The organism is Gordonia rhizosphera NBRC 16068 (assembly GCF_000298195.1).
In the GTDB taxonomy this organism is placed as follows: Bacteria; Actinomycetota; Actinomycetes; order Mycobacteriales; family Mycobacteriaceae; genus Gordonia; species Gordonia rhizosphera.
Window position 1 is genome coordinate 1 of the sequence record NZ_BAHC01000154.1, and the last position, 25648, is coordinate 25648.

Annotated in this window: 24 protein-coding genes and 1 pseudogene; 21 read left to right on the forward strand and 4 right to left on the reverse strand. The window is 67.8% G+C overall.

All coding sequences use genetic code 11. The features are described from left to right. From infB to GORHZ_RS19075, 10 genes and pseudogenes are all read left to right on the forward strand, one after another. Positions 1–1986, forward strand: a pseudogene (gene infB / locus GORHZ_RS19030) (translation initiation factor IF-2); the annotation flags it as partial. Between the two features lie 235 nt (positions 1987–2221). Further along, entirely contained in the window at positions 2222–2677 is a 456-nt protein-coding gene (gene rbfA / locus GORHZ_RS19035; RefSeq protein WP_006335880.1) for a 30S ribosome-binding factor RbfA, read from the forward strand. Next, entirely contained in the window at positions 2674–3630 is a 957-nt protein-coding gene (locus GORHZ_RS31775) for a DHH family phosphoesterase (RefSeq protein ID WP_006335881.1), read from the forward strand. Before rbfA ends, GORHZ_RS31775 begins: the two co-directional genes overlap by 4 nt. After that, positions 3627–5003 carry an MATE family efflux transporter gene (locus GORHZ_RS19045; protein ID WP_051998995.1) on the forward strand — a complete coding sequence of 459 codons (1377 nt, stop codon included), beginning with the start codon at positions 3627–3629 and terminating at the stop codon, positions 5001–5003. Before GORHZ_RS31775 ends, GORHZ_RS19045 begins: the two co-directional genes overlap by 4 nt. A gap of 85 nt (positions 5004–5088) precedes the next feature. After that, on the forward strand, positions 5089–6078 hold the full coding sequence (locus GORHZ_RS19050) for a metallophosphoesterase family protein (RefSeq protein ID WP_006335883.1): 990 nt from the start codon (positions 5089–5091) through the stop codon (positions 6076–6078). Beyond that, positions 6075–6731 carry a 4'-phosphopantetheinyl transferase family protein gene (locus tag GORHZ_RS19055; RefSeq protein WP_006335884.1) on the forward strand — a complete coding sequence of 219 codons (657 nt, stop codon included), beginning with the start codon at positions 6075–6077 and terminating at the stop codon, positions 6729–6731. Before GORHZ_RS19050 ends, GORHZ_RS19055 begins: the two co-directional genes overlap by 4 nt. A 1-nt stretch (position 6732) precedes the next feature. Further along, positions 6733–7635, forward strand: coding sequence for a tRNA pseudouridine(55) synthase TruB (gene truB, locus GORHZ_RS19060; protein WP_006335885.1), 903 nt, complete (start codon positions 6733–6735; stop codon positions 7633–7635). Positions 7636–7780: 145 nt separating this feature from the next. Further along, the gene (locus GORHZ_RS19065) at positions 7781–8722 is read left to right on the forward strand and encodes an oxygenase MpaB family protein (RefSeq protein WP_040532533.1); all 942 of its coding nucleotides are present in this window, start codon (positions 7781–7783) and stop codon (positions 8720–8722) included. Positions 8723–8797: 75 nt separating this feature from the next. Beyond that, complete coding sequence (locus tag GORHZ_RS19070; protein WP_006335901.1) at positions 8798–9025, forward strand: hypothetical protein; 228 nt, start codon at positions 8798–8800, stop codon at positions 9023–9025. An 11-nt stretch (positions 9026–9036) separates the two neighbouring features. Beyond that, positions 9037–9228 (forward strand): hypothetical protein, encoded by a 192-nt coding sequence (locus GORHZ_RS19075; RefSeq protein ID WP_040532516.1) that lies wholly within the window; start codon positions 9037–9039, stop codon positions 9226–9228. Positions 9229–9240: 12 nt separating this feature from the next. Here the strand turns inward: GORHZ_RS19075 and GORHZ_RS19080 are convergent, their stop codons facing one another. Further along, complete coding sequence (locus GORHZ_RS19080; RefSeq protein ID WP_006335903.1) at positions 9241–9978, reverse strand: metal-dependent transcriptional regulator; 738 nt, start codon at positions 9976–9978, stop codon at positions 9241–9243. Between the two features lie 196 nt (positions 9979–10174). Here GORHZ_RS19080 and GORHZ_RS19085 point away from each other — a divergent pair, with 196 nt between their 5' ends. The 5 genes from GORHZ_RS19085 (at position 10175) to GORHZ_RS19105 (ending at position 16822) form a co-directional block, all read left to right on the forward strand. Further along, positions 10175–11161, forward strand: coding sequence for a bifunctional riboflavin kinase/FAD synthetase (locus GORHZ_RS19085; protein WP_083877368.1), 987 nt, complete (start codon positions 10175–10177; stop codon positions 11159–11161). Positions 11162–11494: 333 nt separating this feature from the next. Further along, positions 11495–11764 (forward strand): 30S ribosomal protein S15, encoded by a 270-nt coding sequence (gene rpsO, locus GORHZ_RS19090; protein WP_006335905.1) that lies wholly within the window; start codon positions 11495–11497, stop codon positions 11762–11764. A gap of 392 nt (positions 11765–12156) precedes the next feature. Continuing rightward, positions 12157–14430: a polyribonucleotide nucleotidyltransferase gene (locus GORHZ_RS19095; RefSeq protein WP_006335906.1), complete on the forward strand. Its 2274-nt coding sequence runs from the start codon at positions 12157–12159 to the stop codon at positions 14428–14430. A gap of 122 nt (positions 14431–14552) precedes the next feature. Further along, positions 14553–16040: a putative nucleotidyltransferase substrate binding domain-containing protein gene (locus tag GORHZ_RS19100; RefSeq protein WP_040532522.1), complete on the forward strand. Its 1488-nt coding sequence runs from the start codon at positions 14553–14555 to the stop codon at positions 16038–16040. An 11-nt stretch (positions 16041–16051) separates the two neighbouring features. Further along, a complete protein-coding gene (locus tag GORHZ_RS19105; RefSeq protein WP_006335911.1) occupies positions 16052–16822 on the forward strand; it encodes an NRDE family protein in 771 nt (256 codons plus the stop codon). 135 nt (positions 16823–16957) lie between these two features. Here GORHZ_RS19105 and ald read toward each other — a convergent pair whose 3' ends face one another. Next, positions 16958–18058 carry an alanine dehydrogenase gene (gene ald / locus GORHZ_RS19110; protein ID WP_006335912.1) on the reverse strand — a complete coding sequence of 367 codons (1101 nt, stop codon included), beginning with the start codon at positions 18056–18058 and terminating at the stop codon, positions 16958–16960. Between the two features lie 148 nt (positions 18059–18206). On the opposite strand from ald, the gene GORHZ_RS19115 reads away from it, so the two are divergent. Genes GORHZ_RS19115 through GORHZ_RS19125 form a run of 3 tightly spaced genes read left to right on the forward strand, consistent with a single transcriptional unit; the run spans position 18207 to position 19992 of the window. Next, entirely contained in the window at positions 18207–18695 is a 489-nt protein-coding gene (locus tag GORHZ_RS19115) for an Lrp/AsnC family transcriptional regulator (protein ID WP_006335913.1), read from the forward strand. A gap of 59 nt (positions 18696–18754) precedes the next feature. After that, positions 18755–19507: a 4-hydroxy-tetrahydrodipicolinate reductase gene (gene dapB, locus GORHZ_RS19120; RefSeq protein WP_006335914.1), complete on the forward strand. Its 753-nt coding sequence runs from the start codon at positions 18755–18757 to the stop codon at positions 19505–19507. 5 nt (positions 19508–19512) lie between these two features. Further along, positions 19513–19992 (forward strand): hypothetical protein, encoded by a 480-nt coding sequence (locus GORHZ_RS19125; protein WP_006335915.1) that lies wholly within the window; start codon positions 19513–19515, stop codon positions 19990–19992. A gap of 15 nt (positions 19993–20007) precedes the next feature. Here the strand turns inward: GORHZ_RS19125 and GORHZ_RS19130 are convergent, their stop codons facing one another. Continuing rightward, entirely contained in the window at positions 20008–20442 is a 435-nt protein-coding gene (locus GORHZ_RS19130) for an SRPBCC family protein (protein WP_006335916.1), read from the reverse strand. A 254-nt stretch (positions 20443–20696) separates the two neighbouring features. Here GORHZ_RS19130 and GORHZ_RS19135 point away from each other — a divergent pair, with 254 nt between their 5' ends. Further along, on the forward strand, positions 20697–21149 hold the full coding sequence (locus GORHZ_RS19135) for a flavodoxin family protein (RefSeq protein ID WP_006335917.1): 453 nt from the start codon (positions 20697–20699) through the stop codon (positions 21147–21149). A gap of 4 nt (positions 21150–21153) precedes the next feature. Here the strand turns inward: GORHZ_RS19135 and GORHZ_RS19140 are convergent, their stop codons facing one another. Continuing rightward, complete coding sequence (locus GORHZ_RS19140) at positions 21154–23238, reverse strand: PhoX family protein (protein ID WP_040532534.1); 2085 nt, start codon at positions 23236–23238, stop codon at positions 21154–21156. Between the two features lie 268 nt (positions 23239–23506). On the opposite strand from GORHZ_RS19140, the gene GORHZ_RS19145 reads away from it, so the two are divergent. Further along, complete coding sequence (locus GORHZ_RS19145; protein WP_006335919.1) at positions 23507–23962, forward strand: GyrI-like domain-containing protein; 456 nt, start codon at positions 23507–23509, stop codon at positions 23960–23962. Positions 23963–24060: 98 nt separating this feature from the next. Next, a complete protein-coding gene (locus GORHZ_RS19150) occupies positions 24061–25500 on the forward strand; it encodes a wax ester/triacylglycerol synthase domain-containing protein (RefSeq protein WP_083877364.1) in 1440 nt (479 codons plus the stop codon). Positions 25501–25648 lie beyond the last annotated feature (148 nt).

The window sequence follows — 25648 nt, forward strand, 5'->3', positions numbered from 1 at the left end:
GGAGCTCCCGGAGGCTTCCGCGGTCGTCCCGGTGGTGGTGGCGGCGGTGGCCGTGGGTCGCGGGCGGTGCCGCGGGTGCGTTCGGTCGTCCCCGGTGGCGCCCCCCGCAAGGGCCGCAAGTCGAAGCGCGCAAAACGTGCCGAGTACGAGAACATGCAGGCACCGGCAGTCGGCGGTGTCCGGCTGCCGCGCGGCAATGGCGAGACCATCCGGCTCGCCCGCGGCGCTTCGCTGTCCGACTTCGCCGACAAGATCGACGCCAACCCGGCATCGCTGGTGCAGGCACTGTTCAACCTCGGTGAGATGGTCACGGCGACCGAGTCGGTCAACGACGAGACGCTGGAGCTGCTCGGCGGCGAGATGAACTACAACGTCCAGGTCGTCAGCCCGGAGGACGAGGACCGCGAGCTCCTCGAGAGCTTCGACCTGTCCTACGGCGAGGACGAGGGTGGCGAGGAAGACCTCGAACAGCGGCCCCCGGTGGTCACCGTCATGGGTCACGTCGACCACGGCAAGACCCGCCTGCTCGACACGATCCGCAAGGCCAATGTGCGCGAGGCCGAGGCCGGTGGCATCACCCAGCACATCGGTGCCTACCAGGTGAACACCCACCTCAACGGCGACGATCGCCTGATCACCTTCATCGACACCCCGGGTCACGAGGCGTTCACCGCCATGCGTGCCCGTGGTGCGAAGGCCACCGACATCGCGATCCTGGTGGTCGCGGCCGACGACGGCGTGATGCCGCAGACGGTCGAGGCGGTCAACCACGCGCAGGCGGCCGACGTGCCGATCGTCGTGGCGGTCAACAAGATCGACAAGGAGGGCGCCGACCCGGCGAAGATCCGTGGTCAGCTGACCGAGTACGGCCTCATCCCCGAGGAGTATGGCGGCGACGCGATGTTCGTCGACATCTCGGCCAAGCAGGGCACCAACATCGACCAGCTGCTCGAAGCGGTGCTGCTGACCGCGGACGCCGCACTCGATCTGCGCGCCAACCCGGACATGGATGCCCAGGGTGTCGCGATCGAGGCGCACCTCGACCGCGGTCGTGGACCGGTGGCGACCGTGCTCGTGCAGCGCGGCACGCTCAAGGTCGGTGACTCGGTGGTGGCCGGCGACGCCTATGGTCGTGTCCGCCGCATGGTCGACGAACACGGTGACGACGTCGAAGAGGCACTGCCGTCGCGTCCGGTCCAGGTGATCGGCTTCACCTCGGTGCCCGGCGCGGGCGACAACCTGCTCGTCGTCGAGGAGGACCGCATCGCCCGGCAGATCGCCGACCGCCGCAACGCGCGCAAGCGCAACGCACTGGCCGCGCGCAGCCGCAAGCGGATCAGCCTGGAAGACCTGGACTCGGCGCTCAAGGAGACCAGCCAGCTCAACCTGATCCTCAAGGGCGACAACTCGGGTACCGTCGAGGCCCTCGAAGAGGCGCTGCTCGGCATCGACCTGGGCGACGAGGTCTCGTTGCGGGTGATCGACCGCGGTGTCGGTGGTGTCACCGAGACCAACGTCAACCTGGCGGCGGCATCGGATGCGATCATCATCGGCTTCAACGTCCGTGCGGAGGGCAAGGCGACCGAGCTGGCCAACCGCGAGGGTGTCGACATCCGCTACTACACGGTGATCTACCAGGCCATCGACGAGATCGAGAGCGCGCTCAAGGGCATGCTCAAGCCGATCTACGAAGAGGTGGAACTCGGCCGCGCCGAGATCCGCGCCATCTTCAAGTCGTCGAAGGTCGGCAACATCGCCGGCTGTCTGGTCACCTCGGGCATCATGCGTCGCAACGCCAAGGCCCGTCTGCTGCGCGACAACGTGGTCGTTGCCGAGAACCTCACGATCTCGTCGCTGCGACGGGAGAAGGACGATGTCACCGAGGTCCGCGACGGTTACGAATGCGGTCTCACGCTGACATACAGCGACATCAAGGTCGACGATGTCATCGAGACGTACGAGCTGCAGGAGAAGCCGCGCGACTGACATCCTCGACGGACATCAAGGTCGACGATGTCATCGAGACGTACGAGCTGCAGGAGAAGCCGCGCGACTGACATCCTCGACGGACATCAAGGTCGACGATGTCATCGAGACGCAGAAGTTGCAGGAGAAGCCGCGCGACTGAGCTCGTGCCCTGACACCGATCGACTCCCCTTCCCGCTGCACCGTTACCGGTGCCGCGGGAAGGGGAGCGGTCTTCTGATGGAAAGGACCGCAGATGGTTGATTCGGCGAGAGCTGCCCGGTTGGCCAAGCGCATCTCGTCGATCGTCGCGTCGGCGATCGGCTCGGAGATCAAGGATCCCCGGCTGGCACATGTGACCATCACCGACGCGCGAGTGACGAACGATCTGCATGACGCAACGCTCTACTACACGGTGATGGGCGAATCGATCGACGCCGAGCCCGACTTCGAGGCGGCGGCGGCCGGGCTGGCGAAGGCTACCGGAATCCTGCGCTCCAAGGTCGGGGCCGGCACCGGTGTCCGTTTCACCCCGACCCTCACCTTCGTGCTCGACACCGTGCCCGACGCGGCCCGGCACATGGAGGAACTCGTCGCGCGGGCGCGCGCCAACGACGAACTCGTCGCGCGTCAGGCCCGCGAGGCGACGCCGGCCGGCGAGGCCGACCCGTACCGCACCCGCGAAGACGACGAAGACGGTTCCCGGGAGTGACCGCAGCGAGTTCCGCGGCCGTGGCGATGGCTCTCGCCGACGCCCCGGCCGTGTCCATCCTCTGCCACGTCCGTCCGGACGCGGACACGATCGGCAGCGGACTGGCCCTGGGGTTGGCCCTGGATCGGCTCGGCGCGAAGGTGGAGGTCGCCTTCCCGGACACGGTCGCGCTGCCCGACAACCTGCGCGGATTGCCGGGGTCGAAGCTGCTCGTGACCGAGCACGATCTGATCGGGCATCCGGTCGCTGTATCGGTCGATGCGGCGAGTCTGGGCCGGTTGGACGCGCTGGCCGCGGCGTTCAGCGCCGCGACCCGGACCGTGACCATCGACCATCACGTCTCCAACGACGGTTTCGGAGATCTCGATCTGATCGATCCGTCGGCGGACTGCACGGCGGTCCTGGTGCTGTCAGTTCTCGACGAACTCGGTGTCGAGATCGATGTCGACATCGCGACCTGTCTCTACGCGGGCCTGGTGACCGACACCGGCTCATTCCGGTGGGCGCGAGCCGAGTCGTTCCGGATCGCAGGACGGTTGGTCGATGCCGGTGTCGATCCGCGGACGTTGAGCCGCAGCCTCCTCGACACCCATCCGTTCGCCTGGTTCGGGATGGTGGCCACCGTGCTCGGCGGTGCGACGCTCGTGCCGGAGGCCTGCGACGGTGAGGGGCTCGTCTACGCCGTCGTCGACCACGCGACGCTGTCCGGCATGAGCTGGGAGGAATCCGAGAGCCTCATCGACCTTGTGCGGACCGCCGACGAGGCCGAGGTGGCGGCGGTCTTCAAGGAGACCGCGCCCAGCACGTGGACGGTGTCGTTGCGGTCCAAGCGGCGGGTCGACCTGGTGCCGATCGCGACCGCTCACGGCGGTGGTGGTCATCGTCATGCATCCGGTTACAGCGACACCGGGACCGTCGACCGGGTCGTCGCCCGCCTGGTGGGGTCGCTCTGAGCGCTCCGGAACCGACGGAGACCACGGCGGACGCATCGACGCACACGGCCCGCCGGATCAGCATCCTGACGCTGTCCGCGTTGGCGGTGCTCATCGCGCCGCCCCTCTATCTGCTGCTCGATCTCGCCGTCGTCGGACGCCTCGGTGGGACGCAACTGGCGGCGCTCGGGGTGGCGACGCTGGTGCTCAGCGTGATCAGCACGCAGTTGACGTTTCTGTCCTATGGCACCACGGCCCGATCGGCGCGACGATTCGGGGCGGGGGACCGGCCCGGGGCGGTGGTCGAGGGCGTACAGGCGAGCTGGATCGGTGTCCTGGTCGGGATCGTCATCGTCGCGGTGATGTATCCGTTGGCCCCCGTGATCATGCATGTCCTCGTGGGTTCGGGTTCCGCCCGGTCCGACGAGGTCGTCGCCGACGCCGCCGGATGGCTGCGCATCGCGATGTTCGGAGTGCCCCTGATTCTGCTGTCGATGGCCGGCAACGGCTGGATGCGTGGAGTGCAGGACACCCGACGCCCGGTGCTCTACGTCGTCGCGGGGTTGTCGGTGGCCGCGGTCCTCGTCGTCGGGCTGACGCACGGTGTCGGGTTCTTCCCCCGCCTCGGGATGCCCGGCAGCGCCATCGCCAACCTCATCGGGCAGGCGATCACCGGGCTGCTGTTCCTGATCCGGGTCGTCCGCGAGGCCGGTCGGTCGGGCCCCGAACACCTACGACCGGACTGGTCGATCATGCGCGCCCAACTGGTGATGGCGCGTGACCTGGTGCTGCGCAGTCTGTCGTTTCAGGTGTGCTTCCTGTCGGCGGCCGCGGTCGCGGCCCGGTTCGGAGTGTCCGCGGTCGCCGCGCATCAGGTGGTCCTGCAGCTGTGGGAGTTCATGTCGCTGTTCCTCGATTCGCTGGCCATCGCCGCGCAGGCACTCGTCGGCGCAGCCCTCGGGGCGGGCGCGGTGGGCGCCGCGGTCGGGGTCGCCCGCAAGGTGACGCTGGTGTCGGTGATCGCGGCCGGTGTGATGGCCGGAGTGTTCGCCCTCGGTGCCGGGCTGATCCCGCGCCTGTTCACCTCCGAACCCGACATCCTCGACGCGATCGTCGTGCCCTGGTGGTTCTTCGTGGCGATGCTCCCGATCGCGGGCATCGTGTTCGCGCTCGACGGTGTGCTCCTCGGCAGCGGCGACGCCCGCTTCCTGCGGACCGCGACATTGACCGCCGCCCTTGTGGGGTTCCTGCCGCTGATCTGGCTCTCGCTCGTCCTCGACTGGGGGTTGGCGGGGATCTGGTCGGGTCTGATGGTGTTCATGCTCATCCGGCTGGGCGCCGTCGGGCTGCGAGTCCGTGGCGGACAGTGGCGTCGGACCGGCGTTCCCTCCTGACCAGCGTGGGACCGCGGCCGCAGCACCGTCGGTGGCGCGGTGGCGGGGAGTCGGCCGTGGCACCACTCTGGCACGATGGATCTTCGTGGCAACTCTGTGGGCAATCAGCGATCTGCACGTCGCGCATCGCGGCAACGAGCACATCGTCGATCAGCTGCGACCCCAGAGTTCCGACGACTGGCTCATCGTCGCCGGTGACGTCGCCGAACGCACCGACGATATCGTCGACACCCTGCGCCGGCTGCGCACGCGGTTCCACACGGTGGTGTGGGTGCCCGGCAACCACGAGCTGTACACGACCGCCAAGGACCCGCTGCAGGTCTTCGGCGTGGCCCGCTACGACTATCTGGTCCAGGCCTGCCGCGACCTCGGCGTGGTGACCCCGGAGGACATCTACCCGTTGTTCGACCCGGGCAACGGCGCGCAGCCGGTGCGGGTGGTGCCGATGTTCCTGCTCTACGACTACACCTTTCGGCCCGAAGGCACCTCGACGACGCTGACCGCGCTGGCGCTGGCCCGCGAACGCAACGTCGTCGCCACCGACGAGTTCCTGCTGTCCCCGGAGCCCTATCCCACCCGCGACGCCTGGGGGCGGGCGCGCGTGGCGGCGACCAGGGCGCGACTCGACGCCCTCGACCCGACCGAACCGACGATTCTGATCAACCACTGGCCGCTGCGGCGCGAACCCACCGACGCGTTGATGTACCCCGAGTTCGCGCTGTGGTGCGGCACGGAGGAGACCGCGGACTGGCACACCCGCTACCACGCGGCCTGCTGCGTCTACGGCCATCTGCACATACCGCGGACCACCTGGTACGACCGCGTGCGATTCGAGGAGGTGTCGGTCGGTTACCCCCGCGAGTGGAAGCGACGCGGGCTGCCGGATCCGTTGCTGCGCGCGATCATTCCCGACCCCGGGCTGACCGCCGCCGACCTGCCCCAGCACGGCGTGCGATTCGAACTGCCACCCGACTACGAGCAGCGGGCGCGCGACTTCGCCCGCCGAGTCCAGGAGAGACGCGACCGTCGCGCCGGACGGTCGGGCCCATCAACCACGAGCGAGGAGCGTCGGTGATCGAACAACTCGTGCCCACGGGCGTTGCCGCGGCCGAGGCCTTCTCCGATCCACCCGGAATCGAACCGATGCCCGCCGAGCGGACACTGATCGAACGCGCTGTGGAGAAGCGGCGCCGGGAGTTCACCACCGCGCGGTACTGCGCGCGACAGGCCCTGTCCGAGCTGGGGATCGGGCCGACGGCGATCATGCGTGGCGACCGCGGGATGCCGCTGTGGCCGGACAAGGTGGTCGGCAGCCTCACGCACTGCGACGGGTACCGGGCCGCCGTCGTGGGCTACGCGCTGCAGGTCCGCTCGCTCGGCATCGACGCCGAACCCCACGCGTGCCTGCCCGACGGGGTGCTCGAGCACACCAGCCTCGCCGCCGAACGCGACGTCCTGGCGACCCGGCCGGCGGGACTGCACTGGGACCGGCTTCTGTTCTGTGCCAAGGAGGCCACCTACAAGGCATGGTTCCCGGTCACCGGGCGCTGGCTCGGGTTCGAGGACGCCCACATCAGCTTCGAGCAGACCACGCCGCGGGGAGGCACCTTCGTCTCACGCATCCTGATCGATCCCGTGGCCGCCGACGGTGGGCCACCGATCCGGGAACTGCCCGGGCGCTGGCTCATCGACCGCGGGCTGATCACGACCTCGATTGCGCTGGTCTGACATGGCCGATGCATCCATCGAGAACGCCGGGCTGGTTATCGTCGACAAGGACGCCGACATGACCAGCCACGATGTCGTATCTCGCTGCCGGAAGCTGTTCAACACCCGCCGGGTCGGGCACGCGGGAACCCTCGACCCGATGGCGACCGGAGTGTTGGTGATCGGGATCGAACGCGCCACCAAACTGCTCGGTCTGCTGTCGCTGACCACCAAGTCGTATGTCGCGACGATCCGTCTCGGCGCGAGCACCGACACCGACGACCGTGAAGGACAGATCATCTCGCGTGCGGACGCGAGCCATCTGTCTTCTGACCGGATCGCCGAGGGGGTCGCGGCCCTCACCGGCGACATCGCGCAGGTCCCGGCCAAGGTCAGCGCCATCAAGGTCGACGGCCGGCGTGCACACAAACTGGTCCGCAGCGGCGCCGAGTTCAACCTCGAGGCCCGACCGGTCACGGTCTCCCGATTCGACATCCTCGGCATCGGTGCCACCGACGACGGGTTCGTCGACGTCGACGTCGAGGTCGACTGCTCGGCCGGAACCTATATCCGTTCGCTCGCACGTGATCTCGGTGCCGGCCTCGGCGTCGGCGGACATCTGACGGCGCTGCGTCGCACCGCGGTGGGGCCCTTCACCCTCGAACACGCCCGCACACTGGCGCAGCTGCAGGAGCATCCGCAGATGTCGCTGACCATCGACGAGGCGGTCAAGATCTCGTTCCCGCACCGCGACATCGACGACGACGAGGCCGAGTCGATCAGTCAGGGTCGATGGCTGGAACCGGTGGGACGCAAGGGGATATACGTCGTGATCGATCCGGCCGGGCAGGCGATCGCGCTGGTCCAGGAGAAGGGTCGGCGCGCGAGTTCGGTCATGGTGGTTCGACCCGCGACCTTGCGGTGACAGCGCCGGACCTCATGCCCGGTCCCGTCGGATGACGGACTTTGGTCCCGAATGGTGTCGAAGATCACCGTGGCGACTTGACACGGAATGCCGCGCGGCCCATCGTATGTGACTACATCAATATTCAGATATGGGCGGGGGACGCATGACGAGCGGGGCGGCAACGAAGCGTACGCACTCGAGGTACCTACCGGATCTGGACACGACCCGACCACGACTGACCACCGCGGAAACCCGTATCCCGATCAACATCCCGCAGCGCCGACCCAACGATCCGTTGCACAAGACCGTGATCCAGGATGCGTTCGAATGGTGGGCAGGCGCCGGCTCGGCGGCCAACGTCGCGATGCAGCTGGGGTGGCCCGAGGTGGCCTACGGCGTCATGGAGTCCAAGGTCGAATCCGGCTCGCTGATGAAACATCCATGGAAGCGGCTGCGGACCACCGAGCAGTATCTGGCTGTCGCGCTGCTGGGTACCGACGAGGAGAGGATCGCTTTCCGTGAGGCGGTGAACTCCGCGCATCGCCACGTGCGTAGCACCGAGAGTTCTCCGGTCAAGTACAACGCATTCAATCGTGAGCTGCAGCTGTGGGTCGCGGCCTGCCTGTACGTCGGGTTCGAGGACACCAACATGCTGCTGCACGGTCCGATGGACGACGAACAGGCCGAGCAGTTCTATCAGGGTGCGAGACCGCTGGCGACGACGCTGCAGGTGCCGGCGGAGATGTGGCCGGCCACCCGCAAGGACTTCGATCACTACTGGAACATCGCGTGCGATCGGATCAGCTACGACGAGACGCAGAAGCAGTTCATCACCGAGCTGATCGACCTGCGGATGATCACGCCGGTGCTCGGGATATCGCTGCGCGGGCTGTTGAGATTCCTGACCATCGGGTCCCTGCCGCCACTCTTCCGCGAACGTCTGGACCTGCCGTGGCGGCCGATCGATCAACGCCGGTTCGACAACCTGTTCCTGTTCGTGGGCTTCGTCAACCGTTTCCTGCCGGCACCCCTGCGGGTCGGGCCGTTCTGGCTGATGATGGGCGACCTGCGCCGCCGGATTCGTAAGGGCAAGCCGCTCATCTGATCCGGCTGCCCGAGTTCCTCCTCACCCAGAGCCGTCACCGAATCATTTTGGGTCATAGCAGAAAGAGCCGCAACGATGTGGAACATGATCGGTCGGGTCCTCGACCACGAGATGAAGGTGTCCGAGTTCATCGGCGTCCTCATCCTCATCGGCATCCCGTACTTCGTCATCGGTGTGATCTGGACCCTCACGCACACGTCACACCTGTCGAACGTCGACAGCCCGCTCGACACGGTGATCTCCTTCCTGGGGTCGATAGTGTGCTGGCCGGTGCTGACGTTCTCGAACGTGACGATGACCTGAGGAGTCCGACGATGATGATTCTGGTTCGGCTCATCGACCTGTTCGTCGAATACGTGAAGCTACTGATCGGCACCAAGGGCTCGGTGCCGGCCCGCGTGCTGGCCTGGTTGGTACTGCTGGCGGCGGTGGTCGCCGTGATCGCAGTGGTGGCCTGGGGTGTGGCGACGATCCCGACGCTGGTCGACACCCTCAACGGCACCTGAGGGCCGCCGGCGTCAGGCGGGGACCAGGAAGATGGCGCGCGCCGCGATGTCACCGAGATCGATGCGGTGGTTGCCGTCGACAGAGATCGAGATCGTGCCCGCGAATGGCCGCTTCTCGACGACGGTCAGTCGGCAGTCGAGGGCCACGCCCACCTCGGCGAAGTACCGCAACATCTCCGGATCGTCGTCGGAAATCCTTGCCACGGTGCCGGATTCGTCGACGTCGAGATCGGATAGCAGCGTCACGTCGGGGCTCGGGACAGATCCGTCGATGGACGGGATCGGGTCGCCGTGCGGATCCCGGCTGGGGTGACCCAGCTTGGCGTCCAGGCGTGACATCAGACGGTCGGAGACGGCGTGTTCGAGGACCTCGGCCTCGTCGTGGACCTCGTCCCAGCCGTAACCGAGTTCGCGGACCAAGAACGTCTCGAGCAGCCGATGCCGGCGGACCATGAGAACCGCGGCGCTGCGGCCCTCGTCGGTGAGGGTGACCGCGCCGTAGCGCTCGTGCGCGACCAGCCCCTGGTCGGCGAGTTTGCGGATGGCCTCCGACGCCGTCGACGCCGACACCCCGAGCCGCTCGGCCAGCATCTTGGTGGTGACCTTGACGTCGGCCCATTCCTGCACGGTCCAGATCACTTTGAGGTAGTCCTGGGTGACCGTGGACAGTTCCGTCACCGGTCGGTCGGCGGGGGGCTCTGACTTACCGACCCCGGACCTGCCGGTTCCGGCCGCGCGGGACTGAGGCATGCATCGAGCTTAGCGGCACATCCCTGCGGCGGCCCGGCCACTGGCACGGCGATCCCGGCACCGGAGGTGTGCTCGCCTCGATCTGTTCGGGTGGTCGTCACGAGCCGTTCGTCTCGCGACGACCATCGCGACACGCGGGCCCCCGCAACGGTGGTGGCGGTGGTTTGGCGACGGGCCGCGCCGTAGGCTGGTGCGCGTGTTGCGTTGGCGAGGTCTCGAGGACATCCCCGCGGACTGGGGTAGGTGTGTGGTCACGATCGGCGTTTTCGACGGCGTGCACCGCGGGCACGCCCAGCTGATCCACGCCGCCACCCGGGCGGCCAAACGTCATGGGATACCGGCCGTGCTGATGACCTTCGACCCGCATCCTGCGGAGGTCGTCCGTCCGGGCACCCATCCGCCGCAACTGACCACGCTGACCCGCCGAGCCGAACTCGCCGAGGAACTCGGCATCGACGTCTTCTGTGTCATGCCGTTCACGCCGGAGCTGGCGTCACGCTCACCGAAGGATTTCGCGCACGACATCCTGGTGGAGACGCTGCACGCGGCCGACGTCGTCGTCGGGGACAACTTCACCTTCGGGAAGAAGGCGGCCGGAAACGTCGCGAAGCTCGCCGAGCTGGGGAAGATGTTCGGCTTCGAGGTGCAGGCGATCTCGTTGTTCGGGGAGCACGCGGTGACGTTCTCGTCGACCTACATCCGTTCCTGTGTCGGCGCCGGGGACGTCGAACTCGCCGCCGAGGCGCTCGGGCGTTCGCACCGCGTGGAGGGTGTCGTGGTCCGGGGCGACGGCCGAGGCCGCGAGCTCGGGTTCCCCACCGCGAATGTCGCGCCGCCGATGTACGCGGCGATCCCGGCCGACGGTGTCTACGCCGCGTGGTTCACCGTGCTCGGCGCGGGTCCGGTGGTCGGGCAGGTCGTGCCGGGGGAGCGCTACCAGGCGGCGGTGTCGGTCGGGACCAATCCGACCTTCTCGGGTCGTACTCGCACCGTCGAGGCGTTCGTCCTCGATACCAGCGCCGATCTCTACGGCCAGCACGTCGCCGTCGACTTCGTCGGCCGCATCCGCGGGATGGTCAGCTATCCGGACATCAACGACCTCATCACCGCCATCGGCGACGACGTGGAGAAGACCCGCGGGATCCTCGCCGCGGACCCGAACGCCGCCGCGACCGACCGCTGACCGGACACGCACGTTCGCGTCCCTCCGCGCCGAGCGTGCGCGTCCTGGCGTCGAACGTGCGCGTCCTGGCGTCGAACGTGCACGCCTTGGCGTCGAGCGTGCGCATCTGTGCACGCTCGACGGGGATCTGTGCACGCTCGACGGGGATCTGTGCACGCTCGACGGGGAGGGGCACTGCCGCCGAGTCGCCGATTTGGGCTGGTCGGGGCGGTGCTGGTAAATTGGTCGATCGGCGTTGCTGCGGTCCGCGGTGGCGCGCCGCCTTCCGACATCCGGGTGGATGCCGACGGAGGGTCAAAGAGAACGCGGGACTGAGAATCCAGGAGTATCTCCATGGCACTGACTGCTGCCGAGAAGAAGACCATCCTCACCGAGTACGGGTTGCACGAGACCGACACCGGTTCGCCCGAGGCCCAGGTCGCGCTGCTCACCAAGCGCATCACTGACCTCACCGAGCACCTCAAGCAGCACAAGCATGATCACCACAGCCGTCGTGGTCTGCTGCTGCTCGTCGGACGACGTCGTCGTCTGCTCAAGTACGTCGCCAAGGTCGACATCGAGCGCTACCGCTCGCTGATCGAGCGCCTCGGCCTGCGTCGCTGAGACTCGAACACCTTCATCGTCATTTCGGCCGCCTCCGCCATCGCGGGGGCGGCCGAGACGTTTCCTGGACGGTCGGCCCACGATGATAGGCTGACCAGTGATCGTTGCCGTGAAAGTCCTGCTGGACGTGAGAACGACAGATCGGTCCTCGGTAGTGGCCGCCGGAACCCCGTTCCGGCCGCTTCGATCGAAGGCCGTCTGCGCAAGAACGACGGCGCGCACTCGATTCGCGCCGCGCACGACCGGCAGTGCTCTCTCGCCACGCTCCGAGCCGACCTCGGCGGTAGGTGCCGACGTGTGCACACGTCACGCTGCCGGACGGGACCGTCGGCCCGTACCACCACCGCGATCGCCGCAGGCGGCGGTCGACATGAAGGGACCACCTGAACCACATGACCGATGTGACCACCCCGGAGCAGGATTTCGACTCCGACTATGACGACGCGATCACCGAAGCCACCGCCGTCATCGACAACGGCAGCTTCGGTACCCGCACCATCCGCTTCGAGACCGGGCGTCTGGCCCTGCAGGCCGCCGGATCGGTGACCGCCTACCTCGACGACGAGACCATGCTGCTGTCCACCACCGCGGCATCGAAGCAGCCGAAGGAGCACTTCGACTTCTTCCCGCTGACCGTCGACGTCGAGGAGCGCATGTACGCCGCGGGTCGTATCCCCGGCTCGTTCTTCCGTCGCGAGGGCCGCCCGTCCACCGACGCCATCCTCACCTGCCGGCTCATCGACCGTCCGCTGCGCCCGTCCTTCGTCGACGGCCTGCGCAACGAGATCCAGGTCGTCGTGACCGTGCTGTCGCTCGATCCGAAGGACCTCTACGACGTCGTCGCGATCAATGCGGCGTCGGCCTCCACCCAGCTCGCCGGCCTGCCGTTCTCCGGCCCGGTCGGCGGCGTGCGTGTCGCGCTGATCCCGACCGAGGAGAACAAGGCCGGTCAGTGGGTCGCGTTCCCGACCGTCGAGCAGCTCGAGGGTGCCGTGTTCGACATGGTCGTCGCCGGCCGGATTGTCTCCGGTGAGGGAGACACCGCGGACGTCGCGATCATGATGGTCGAGGCGGAGGCCACCGAGAACGTCATCGACATCATCGCCGGCGGCGCCCAGGCACCGACCGAGGCGATCGTCGCCGAGGGCCTCGAGGCCGCCAAGCCGTTCATCGCCCGCCTGTGCGAAGCGCAGAAGGTGCTGGCCGCCGCGGCGGCCAAGGAGACCGGCGAGTTCCCGCTGTTCCCGCCGTATGAGTCCGATGTCTACGACGCCGTCGCGGGTGCCGCGACCGATCGTCTGGCGCAGATCCTGACGATCGCCGGCAAGCAGGAGCGCGACGACAAGACCGACGAGCTCAAGGCCGACATCCTCGGACAGCTCGGCGAGCAGTTCGAGGGTCGCGAGAAGGAGATCGGCGCCGCCTACCGCTCGCTGACCAAGAAGCTGGTCCGCCAGCGCATCCTCACCGACCACTTCCGCATCGACGGTCGCGGGATCACCGACATCCGGTCGCTCTCAGCCGAGGTCGCGGTCATCCCGCGTGCACACGGCAGCTCGCTGTTCGAGCGTGGCGAGACCCAGATCATGGGCGTCACCACCCTCGACATGGTGAAGATGGCGCAGCAGATCGACTCGCTCGGACCCGAGACGTCCAAGCGCTACATGCACCACTACAACTTCCCGCCGTATTCGACGGGTGAGACCGGCCGTGTCGGTTCGCCGAAGCGTCGCGAGATCGGGCACGGCGCGCTGGCCGAACGTGCTCTCGTGCCGGTGATCCCGAGCGTCGACGAGTTCCCGTATGCGATCCGTCAGGTCTCGGAGGCGTTGGGCTCCAACGGTTCCACCTCGATGGGTTCGGTGTGTGCCTCGACGATGTCGCTGCTCAACGCCGGTGTGCCGCTCAAGGCGCCGGTCGCCGGCATTGCAATGGGTCTGGTGTCCGACGAGGTCGACGGGCAGACCCGCTACGTCGCGCTGACCGACATCCTCGGCGCCGAGGATGCGTTCGGCGACATGGACTTCAAGGTTGCGGGCACCAAGGACTTCGTCACCGCCCTGCAGCTCGACACCAAGCTCGACGGCATCCCGAGCCACGTGCTCGCCGGTGCGCTGAGCCAGGCGAAGGATGCGCGGCTGACCATCCTCGACGTGATGGCCGAGGCCATCGACGAGCCCGACGAGATGAGCCCGTACGCCCCGCGCATCACCACCATCAAGATCCCGGTGGACAAGATCGGTGAGCTGATCGGGCCCAAGGGCAAGACGATCAACGGCATCACCGAGGAGACCGGCGCCAACATCTCCATCGAGGACGACGGCACCGTGTTCATCGGTGCCGCCGACGGCGAGTCGGCTCAGGCCGCGATCGACAAGGTCAACGCGATCGCCAACCCGCAGCTGCCCAAGGTGGGCGAGCGGTTCCTCGGCACGGTCGTCAAGACCACCGCGTTCGGTGCGTTCGTGTCGCTGCTGCCGGGCCGCGATGGTCTGGTGCACATCTCGAAGCTCGGCAAGGGCAAGCGCGTCAACAAGGTCGAGGACGTGGTGAACGTCGGGTCCAAGTTGCGCGTGGAGATCGCCGACATCGACGAGCGCGGCAAGATCAGCCTGGTGCCGGTCGACGAGGAGTCTGAGAAGGCTCCCGAGACCGTGGACGCCTAGGCGACGGGTACGCCGAACCGCCCTCCGTGTGACCCGCCGGCATTGCGCCGGCCGAGTCTACGGAGGGCGGTTCTCGTCATGTGATCGGGAAGTGTCGTGTGACCGGGAAGGTTTCGACTAACGTGAGCGACCACGGGCGCCGCCCGCACGGCGACAAACTGACCGTTCCGCTTCGCCGTGAGCCGACCGGGTCCGGTAACTCCACCGTCGATGATCTGATCGCGACCGAACCGGTCCTCGGGTCGCCGACGATGACGGTTCGTGAGGCCGCCGCGCTGATCACCGGCCGCGGCCAGAACTACGTGTTGATCCCGTTGGGGCAGGGCCGCTTCGGCCTTGCGACCGACGCCGACTTCCGGGCCCGGGTCATCGCGGAGGGACGCACCCTCGACACCCCCGTCGGTGATCTCGTCACCGCGGAGTGCCCGACGGTTCCCCGGGGGACCGCCGCGGTCGACGCGCTCACCGAACTGCTCGACCACGATCTGGCCGTGCTGCCGGTCGTCGACCCTGCCGGTGATGTCGTGGGTGTGGTGTCCGCGGCGGACTTCGTCGCCGCGCCGTCGGGGCCCGGAATCGCGTTGCGGGGACAGGTGTCGCGGGCGACGTCGGTCGAGGCGCTCATCTCACGCGCCCGCCGGGTGCCCTACCTGATGGCGGATCTGCTGCGCCGTAACGAGTCCGTACACGAGATCACCGCGATCGCCTCGCTGATCCACGACGCGGTGGTGCGGCGTGCACTCGAACTCGTGTTGGCCGGGCACCCCGACCTCGATCCCGGCGCCGTGACGTGGCTGTCGTTGGGCAGCAACGCGCGTCGCGAGCCGGTGCTCACCTCCGACGTCGACTCGGCGGTCTCCTTCGATGATTCGGTGACCGACGATCGGATCATCGCCTACCGCGCGGCGTTCGCGGAGATCGACGAGATCCTGCGTGGCGCGGGCATGACGGTCGACACCAACGGGGCCATTGCGTCGATGCCGCTGTTCGCGCGCACCCATGCGCAGTGGCGGTCGGCCGCGCGGCAGTGGCTGGACGCGCCGCTGGAGAACAAGGGCATGATCTTCACGTCGCTGCTGCTCGACGCCCGCCCGATCTGGGGTGATCAGGGCCTGTCGGCGGTGGCAGAGGTGTTCGCCGATCTGCGGGCGCATCCCGGCACACTGGCACTGCTGCTGCACGAGTCCCTGGCGGAGAAGGCGCGACTGCGGTCGATCCGTGACGTCCTGACCGGCCGGGCCGGCACCTTCGACATCAAACACCACGCGCTGACCCCGTTGGTCAACATCGCCCGATGGGCGGCGCTCAGCGTGGAGTCGACCGAGCTCGACACCCGGTCCCGGCTGCGGGCCGCCGCCGGTTCCCCGATGCTGCCCGACGATCACGCGAGAACCCTGATCGAGGTGTTCGATGTGCTGCAACGCATTCGGCTCACCTATCAGGTCGCCCAGTTCGACCGAGGCGAACCGGTCAGCGACGAGTTGGATATGAAACGGCTGTCGCCGCTGGACCGCAGCCTTGTCGCACAGGCGGTTCGCGAGGTCGCGGGCGCGCAGCGCCGGATGGGCAACCTGAGCCACTACTTGCCGATCACCGAACAGACGAGATGAGCTGAACGGATATGTGCCTGATCTTGTTCGCGTGGGACACCCATCCGGAGCTGCGGGTCGTCGTCGCGGCAAACCGCGACGAGTTCCATCGTCGCAGGACGCTGGCTCTGTCGCGCTGGCCCGACCTACCCATCATCGCCGGCCGCGACCGGCTCGCCGGCGGTACGTGGATGGGGGTGCGCGCGGAGCGGCCGTCGCGGGTCGCGATGGTGACCAACGTCCGCGACGGACTGCGCGCCGAGGTTGCCGGACCACATTCGCGCGGGGAGCTGCCGGTGCAGTTCCTCACCGGCACCGACGATCCCGAGTCCTTCGCGCGGCGGGTCGTCGAACGGGCCGAGGACTATCAGCCCGTGAACCTGCTCGTCGGCGACGACGACGAGCTGTGGTGGGCGACCAACTGGCCGCAGCCGGTGGCGCGGCGCGTCCCGCCGGGCGTGCACGGACTGTCCAACGGTGCGCTCGACAGTGACTGGCCCAAGGTGACCGACGGTGCGTCAGCACTCACCGAACTCGTCGCCGCGGATCGTCGGGACGCCTCGGTCGAACCGTACCTGGACCTGCTGCGCGACGAGACCCGCCCCGATGCCGCATTGCTGCCCGACACCGGCGTCCCCGAGGAGCGGGAGAGCGACCTGTCACCGATCTTCGTGAACATGCCCGGCTACGGCACCCGGGCATCGACGGTGCTGCGGGTGGGATACGACGGGCACGGCGAGATCACCGAGCGTCGTTTCGGGTGGCGGGGCCGGCAGCGCGGAACCACGACGATCCGATTCTGAGCGGGTCGAGTAGTCGCCGCTTCCCAAGGTGGTCGAGTGTCGCGAGCCGTTAGGCGAGCGATGTATCGAGACCGCCTGCGGCTAGGGTGGTCTCGATACGCCGGCTCGCAGGCTCGCGCGCTACTCGACCGGCGGTTAGAACGCCGCCACCGGGATATCCAGTGCCGCACCGACTTCCGGGCAGTAGAGTGCGCCGTCGTGGGTGGACAGCCCGGCCGCCAACGACGCGTCGTCGCGGCACGCCCGTTCCCAGCCCTGGTCGGCGAGCCGCAGCACATAGGGGAGTGTCGCACCGGTGAGCGCGAGCGTCGAGGTCCGTGCGACGGTCCCCGGCATGTTCGCCACGCAGTAGAACACCGTGTCGTGCACCCGGAACGTCGGGTGGTCGTGGGTGGTGGGGTGCGAGTCCTCGAAGCATCCACCCTGATCGATCGAGATGTCGACGAGCACGGCGCCCGGCTGCATCTGCGCGACAAGGCTGTTCGACACCAGAACCGGAGCCTTCGCGCCGGGCACGAGGACCGCCCCGATGACGAGGTCGGCCTCGCGAATGGCTTCGGCGAGGGCGAGTTTGGTGCTGTAGCGGGTGTGAACACGACCGGCGAACCGGGCGTCGATCGCGCGGAGCTTGGCGATGTCGAGATCGAAGACGGTGACCTGCGCCCCCATACCGACGGCGATGGTGGCCGCGTTGACGCCGCTGACACCGGCGCCGATGACGACGACGTCGGCGGGTTCGGTGCCCGGGACACCACCCATCAGGACGCCGCGGCCGCCCTCCGAGCGCATGAGGTGATACGCGCCGACCTGCGGAGCCAGGCGCCCGGCGACCTCACTCATCGGGGCCAGTAGCGGCAGCGACCCGTCGGCCGCGCGGACCGTCTCGTAGGCGATCGACGTCGTCTTCGATGCGAGCAGCGCCTCGGTGCACGGCCGGCTGGCGGCCAGGTGCAGGTAGGTGAACAGGGTCTGCCCTTCGCGCAGCAGTGGGTACTCCGACTCGATGGGCTCCTTCACCTTGAGCAGCAGATCGGCCTGCTCCCACACCTCCTCGGCGGTGGAAAGGATCTGCGCACCGGCCTCCTTGTAGTCGTTGTCGTGCATGGCCGAGCCCTCGCCGGCACCGGCCTGGATGACGACGTCGTGGCCGCGGTGATGCAGCTCGGCGACACCGGCCGGGGTGATGGCGACGCGGTACTCGTTGTTCTTGACCTCGGTGGGGATACCGATACGCATGACGGGTGCTCCTCGATGTGGGACTGGGCGTTCGCGACGCTGCGTGTGCCATCCAGCCTGAAGGAACATCGACACAACCACAATATTGATGGAGAAGATTCTCTAGAATGGCAATCTGAATGCAGAATATTCGACAAGGAGGTCTCGGATGCCACCCCCGCCGAAGGATGTTCGGGTCCCCGAAACCGCGCTCGACGACACCGACCGCACCCTGCTGCGACTGCTGCAGACCGACGCCCGGATGCCCAACAGCGAACTGGCCGCACGCGCCGGGATCGCACCCTCGACCTGCCATGGACGCGTACGCCGTCTGGTCGAGCTCGGCGTCATCCGGGGATTCTTCGCCGACGTCGACCCGGCCGCAGTCGGGCGCCCGCTGCGCGCGATGGTGGCGGTCAGTCTGCAGTCCGAGGCCCGCGGAGAGATCCGGCACTTCGTCGGCGAGATCGAGCAGGAGGACGCGGTGATCGACGTGTTCTTTCTGGCCGGGACCGACGATTATCTCCTGCACGTGGCCGCCGCCGACACCGACGGCCTGCGGCAGTTCGTCGAGGTGCTCAACGGGCGACCGGAGGTGGCCGGCACCACGACGTCCCTCGTGTTCGAGCACCGGCGGGGCGGTGCGCCGATCTTCTGAGGAGGGTCGCCGAATAGACTCGGAACCCGGATCGAGCGACACGAAGGGACATTCTGGCGATGGCAGCTGAAATTCGGGTTGGCGTGCTCGGCAGTGCGGGCAAGGTCGGGCAGGCGATCGTCGACGCCGTCGAGGCCGCCGAGGATCTGACGTACACCGTCGGCGTCGACAAGGGCGATTCGCTCGATGCGTTCGTCGAGTCCGACACGGCCGTCGTCGTCGACTTCACCCATCCGAGTGCGGTGATGGGCAACCTGGAGTTCCTCATCGGCAACGGGATTCACGCCGTCGTCGGCACCACCGGGTTCACCGACGAACGCCTCGCCCAGGTGCGTGCGTGGCTGGCCGACAGCCCGGGAACCGGGGTGCTGATCGCACCGAACTTCGCGATCGGCGCCGTGCTGACCATGCGGTTCGCTGCCCAGGCGGCGCGCTTCTTCGACTCGGTCGAGGTGATCGAACTCCACCATCCGCACAAGGCGGACGCCCCGTCGGGCACGGCGTATCGGACCGCCGCCCTGATCGCGGCGGCCCGGGCCGATGCCGGCGTGGGACCGAGCCCCGACGCGACCACCGACGAACTCGACGGCGCGCGCGGCGCCGTCGTCGACGGCGTGCACGTGCACGCGGTGCGGCTGGCCGGCCTGGTCGCCCATCAAGAGGTCCTGCTCGGGACCGCGGGGGAGACGCTCACCATCCGGCACGACTCCATGGACCGCACCTCGTTCGCCCCCGGCGTGCTGCTCGGCGCGCGCGAGATCGGCGGCCGGCCCGGACTCACCGTGGGCTTGGAAGAATTGATGGACCTCTGAGCGATATGGCTGCGGATCCGCAACGGCGCGACTCGCGCCCGATCGTCTGGACGATCGGGTTCTTCGTCGTCGCGCTGATCGTCTACTTCGTCCTGCTCGGGCAGCGCGGCATCGATCTGATCTCGTCGGGCACCGTCGCGGGGATCGGCCTGGGGATCGGTGTGCTCATCCTGCCGTTCATCGGCGCCTGGATGATCATTGCGACGTTGCGGGCCGGCATCGAACACCAGCGTCTGGCGCGGATCATGGCCGAGGAGGGGCGCGAACTCGACGTGTCGTCGCTGCCCCGGCGGCCATCGGGGCGCATCGAACGCGAGGCCGCCGACGAACTGTTCGCCCAGGTCAAGCAGGAGTGGGAAGCCGATCCGTCCGATTGGCACAACACCTACCGGATCGCGCGGGCCTACGACTACGCCGGTGACCGAAGCCGGGCCCGCGAGATGATGAAGCGGGCCGTCGCGCAGTTCCACGGGAAGTCGTCGTGAGTGGGTCGCCGGCGGTCAGAGGCCGTTGAGCACCTCGGTCATCTGCCGCGGCACGGACTCCGCGAGCCGGTTGAACGCGAGTTGTGCGATCGGGTTGACCGCTCGTGCCACGCCGTTGAACCGCACCTGCGCGTGGTAGGTCACCGAGGTGCGGTTGTCGGGCAGCACCCGGACCGACAGGTCGTCCGATGTGGTCGCCGTCTTGTTGGCGCCGACGAACACGAGACGGTCGGGATCGTCGACGGTGAGTTCATAGGTCAGCTCGGTGGTGATGCCGTAGAGCTTCGACACGTTGTGCCACCGGGTGCCGACGCCGATCGGGTCGGCACCGACCTGCTCACATCTCTGCGTGCCCGGGTCCCACTCGACGGCGTTGGCGAAGTCCCGCAGGTAGGCGACGATGACGTGCGACGGCTGTTCGACGGTGAAGGTGCGTGCGACGTCGACCATGGTGTTCTCCCTCGGTGTGCGGGTTCTCGATGTCGATCGCTATTCGGGGCGTGGCTGCCCTCGGATGGGTCGCCACGGGTCAGTGCGGGACTGGTGGATTCCTCGCGTCGTCTGCGGGTGGATGACGCGACGCGTGCCATGATCGGAGACACCCGGTGTCCCGCGTCGTGACGTGCGGGGCCTGGCCGGTGCCGCGATGTCGCACCTGAATCGAAGCCCGGAGCCCGTACCGACTACTGCCGGAGGTCAGCCGCGTGAGCCGTCTCCTGATCGTCCACCACACCCCGTCGCCGTTCTGTCAGGAGATGTTCGAGGCGGTCGTCGCCGGGGCGACCGATCCCGAGATCGAGGGTGTGGAGGTGGTGCGGCGGGCGGCGCTGTCGGTGTCACCGGCCGACATGCTCGCCGCCGACGGCTACCTCCTCGGCAGCCCCGCCAACCTCGGGTACATCAGCGGGGCCCTCAAGCACGCCTTCGACGTCTGCTACTACCCGATCCTCGACTCGACGAAGGGCCGCCCGTTCGGGCTGTACGTCCATGGCAACCAGGGGACCGAAGGTGCCGAGAAGGCCGTCGATGCCATCACGACCGGGCTGGGCTGGGTGAAGGCCGCCGAGTACGTGACGGTCTCGGCCAAACCGACCAAGGCCGACCTCGAGGCCTGTTGGGAACTCGGCGCGACGATCGCCGCCCAGCTCATGGGCTAGCCGCTCAGACGCCGATCGGGCCGCCGCCCTCGGGCCACACGGCGACCACCGACGGACGCGGCTGCGCGTCACCGCCGTCGGGCCAGTGCGAGTACGGGTTGGCCGCCGAGTGATCGTCCTGCTCGCCGGGGTGTTGCACACACACGATGACCCGGTCGGTGCCGATGATCGGACCGCAGGTCTCCGCGCCGCGGGGCACCGTCAGGAACTGCCTGGTCTGACCCCGGTTCGCGCCGTCGAGTGCAACCGCGAACAGGCCGTCGTTGCTGTCCAGCGCGTTGCCGTCGGTGGACACCCAGAGATTGCCGTGCGGATCGAAGGCCACGTTATCGGGGCAGGACATCGCGCTGACGGCGGTCTTGTCGAAGCCACCGTAGTAGGTGTCTGCCTCGGCCGGGTCACCGCAGACAAGAAGCAGATCCCAGGTGAAGTCGGTGCCGAGATGGTTGTCGGAGATCTCGATGATCTGGCCGTTCGTGTTCTCGTTGCGCGGGTTGGCCTCGTCGGCGGCCGCCTTGCCGTCGGTGCCGCGCTTGCTGTTGTTGGTCAGCGCGCAGTAGACCTTGCCGCTGCGCGGGTTGGCCTCGATGTCCTCGGGCCGATCCATCTTGGTGGCGCCGGCGGTGTCGGCGGCGGTGCGGGTGAACACCGCGACCTGGGCGGGGGACATCCCGCCGACATGCGAGGTGGCATTTCCGTCGGCGGCGACGGTGAGCAGCGGGGTCCAGGTGCCGGTGCCGGAGAAACTCCCGTTCGGCGGGAGGGTGCCACTGCCGTCGATGGCGTCCGGGTCGTTGCCGGTGAAGGTCGCCACGTACAGTGTGCCCTCGTCGAGGATGCCGGTGTTGTGGGCCCGCGCGGTCGCCGAGACCCCGGTCTTCATCTTCCGGCTGGAGACGAACTTGTAGATGTACTCGAAACGCTCATCGTCGCCGCTGTAGGCCACGACGGTGCCGGCGCCCGGGCCGGATCCGACGACGTGGATGGTCGCGGACTCGTGCTTGAGCCGGCCGAGCGCGCTGTGCTTGATCGGCGTCGACGTCGGATCGTGCGGGTCGACCTCGACGACGTAGCCGAACCGGTTGGCCTCGTTGGGTTCCTTCGCCAGGTCGAAGCGGGGGTCATAGAGACCCCACTGGTGGTAGTCGCCGTCGTCTTCGAAACCGTAGCGCTCGAGGTGCTCGACCGCTGCAGTTCCGGTGACGGCCGAGGCGTTGGAGAAGTAGCCGTTGAAGTTTTCCTCGCCCGACAGCATCGTGCCCCACGGGGTGATACCACCCGAGCAGTTCGCGATGGTGCCGGCCACGGTCATACCGGCGGGGTCCGCCGTGGTGCGCACATACTCCGACCCGGCGGCCGGCCCGGTCAGCCGGAACGGGGTGTCGGCGGTGATGCGGCGATTGCGGGGACCGACCACGGCGGTGAGTTCACCGCTGCCCGGCGTCGCGGTCACCTCGAGCACGGTGATGCCGTGGGCGGCCTTGGAGATGAGGGCCTGCTGCTCGGTGGGTTGTTTCTCGACGTAGTCGGTGAACATGAACGCCTCGGAGGTGTACTCCTGGTTGACCACCATGTAGTAGTGGTTCGACACGCCCTCGATCGGGATCAGTCCCGCGAAGTCGTTGTTGAAGCCGAACTGACCGGCCTGTGCCTCGGGCGTCTGGTTGTCGAAGTCGAACTCCGGGGCGCCGGGGATCACCGGGTCGCCCCAGCGGATCACCACCTGCTGGGTGTAGCCCTCCGGGATCACCAGCGCGTCCTCGGTGTTCGCGGCGACCGGCGTGAAGTCCATGCCCTGCGGGGGCGTCGGGGCGGCGCTCGACGACGTGAGGGCGGCCGGGTCGTCGGAGCCGCACGCGGCGAGCAGCGACGTGGCGCCGATCGCCACCGCAGCACCGGCCGACGACCGCAACACCGCGCGGCGGGAGACGTCCGCGCGCAGGACATCCCGGAAATACGGGTTGTCGCTGGTGTTCCCCGGTTCGTGCCGGCAGGCCTCGCCGCACTTGTACTGGCAGGTCACGCGCGCGCGGCCGGAGCCGCCGGGGGTGGCGTCGGACGAGGTGAACAGCGGAAGCGGGATACGCACGGTGAGGTCCCCCAAAGGTCGGTGGTCGGCCCCGTGTTATCGAGACCTCCGCTCACGCTAGGTCTCGCTCGGAACGGGCGGGCGATCGCCACGTGAACTGGCGACAAACACCACGGCCTCGTCCGCCCGCGGCTGACCGTGGCGTGACGGTCGCCGCGCAGATGATGGAAGGCTGACGCCGACCACGCCGCCCGCGATACCGTGACATCGGCTGATCAGGGAACCAACCGATCAGGACACACCAGCCGAAACCACGGCAGGAGCCGCGATGTCAGATCTCAAACCTTGCATCCACACCCTGCCGGCGTGGACCGCGGCGGGTATTCGGGCGGTCGTCCCGATGTCCGAACTGCCGACCGTGTTCCCGGAAACCTTCGACAAGGTCGCCCGGCTGGTCACCGCGGCGGGAGGAATGGTGGTCGGGCCGGCCTACGCCCGGTACTTCGGGATGCCCACCGACGTCGTCGACATGGAGATCGGCTTCGGTATCGCGGCGCCGGTGGAGTCCGAAGAACTCGTGGTCACTGCGCATCCCACCCGCCGCGCGGTGATCGCGACTCACATCGGCCCCTACGACACTCTCGCGGAGAGCTACGAGAAGCTGATGCCGTGGCTTGAGAGTCAGGATCTCGATCTGGACGACTCCATGTTCGAGTTCTACGACACCGGCCCGGAAGTCCCGCCGGCGGACACGGTGACCCGCCTGGTCTTCCCGCTGGATTGAGTCGACGGGGTCGGGATGCGCGCCGACTCCCGCACCGCGCCCCGCAATTCCGTTGGTCTGGCCTATGCGGAGACCCGCGCCGTCGTAGCGTGTCCGGCATGGCTAATGACGACGCGGGGACGTTTGCGACCGACCGGGAACGGATCCGTGCGATGGATGCCGTCTTCCTCGACGTCGAGGAGCCGGGACCCTCGGTCGCCATCGGGTCGGCCATCGTGGCCGACGGGCCGGCACCCACTTTGCAGGAGACACGCGATTTCGTCGCGTCCCGGATCGCTCTGACCCCGCGACTGCAACAGCGAATCGTGCCGTCGTCATTGCGAATCAGGCGGCCGGTGTGGGAGCACGTGGAGGCCGACCTGACCCATCACATCCGGGAGATCGACATGGGCGGCGACGGCAGTGATGCCGCGCTCGAGCAGGTGGTTTCGCGCATCATGGAGATCCCGCTGGACTTCGATCGCCCGCTGTGGGACATGCATCTGCTCACCGGGTTGGGCGACGGCTTCGGGATGGTCACCAGGATCCATCATGTGGTGGCCGATGGGCAGGGCTCGGTGTTGGTGCTCGGTCACCTGCTCGATACCGATGCCGACGGAACGACCACACTCACCGATGCCCTCCTCGCCGCGGGCAACAGATCGCCGGCGAGGTCCGGCACGGAGGGCTCGGCTCGGGACCATCTGATCGCATCCGTCGCCGACGGCGGAGACCGGTTGATGCGCGCGCTGCGCACGTCGCTCCACCCGGGCGAGGCTGCCACGGCGATGGTCGACGCTGGACGCAAAGCCGGGGAACAGTTCGTCAGCACCGCCGAAGCGGTTCGTACGTGGACCACGCCGCGGTTCGGCTCGCTGATCGGCGGTTCGCCCGGGGTGCGGCGCCACTGGCATATGGCGCAGGTGCCGATAGCCGATGTGAAGGCGCTCAAGAACGCGTTCGACTGCACGCTCAACGATGTCGTCATGGCGCTGGTATCCGGCGGCTACGCACTGATGATGCAGCGCCGGGACCAACCGACCGACGGCAAGTACCTCAAGGTCGTCATCCCGGTCTCGGTCCGGGCGCCGCTCGATGTGACCTCGAACAACCAGGTGTCCGGACTGCTCACCCAACTACCGGTGAGCGGGACGGCGGTCGAACGACTGACCTGGATCAAGGGTCATATCAACAAGGTGAAGCATTCCGGTGAGGCCGAGTCGATCAAGGCCATCACGGATATGTTCAACGTCGCTCCGGCCGCCATCCAGACGGTGGCCGTCCGTCACCGTGGACCGCTACCGGAGTGGATGGTCGACACCCTCGTCACCAACGTCCCCGGTCCGCCCTTCCCGATCTACTACCAGGGCAGACGTGTGCGGCAGATGTTGCCGACCGTCGCCCTCGGCCGCCCGTTGTGGTGCCTCGTCGCCGTCATCTCGTTCGGCGAAGAGCTGAGCTTCGGCATCTCGACCGGGGAAGGCGGTGAGCAGGCCGGTCGAGACATCCGCGAGGGCATCCTGCAGACCTTGTCGGAGCTGCAGGAGGCTTCGAGCTGAGGAGTCGCGGAAGTCATCGCGACCGGCCGGCGACCGGGCGTCCGAAGGTGGTGTGAACGCCGCAGTACGCGTGTTGTCGAAGTTGGGTTGTTCGCTCGATGACCGAAGGATTGCGACGTCCTAGCGTGATGGTCACCGGCATCCGATC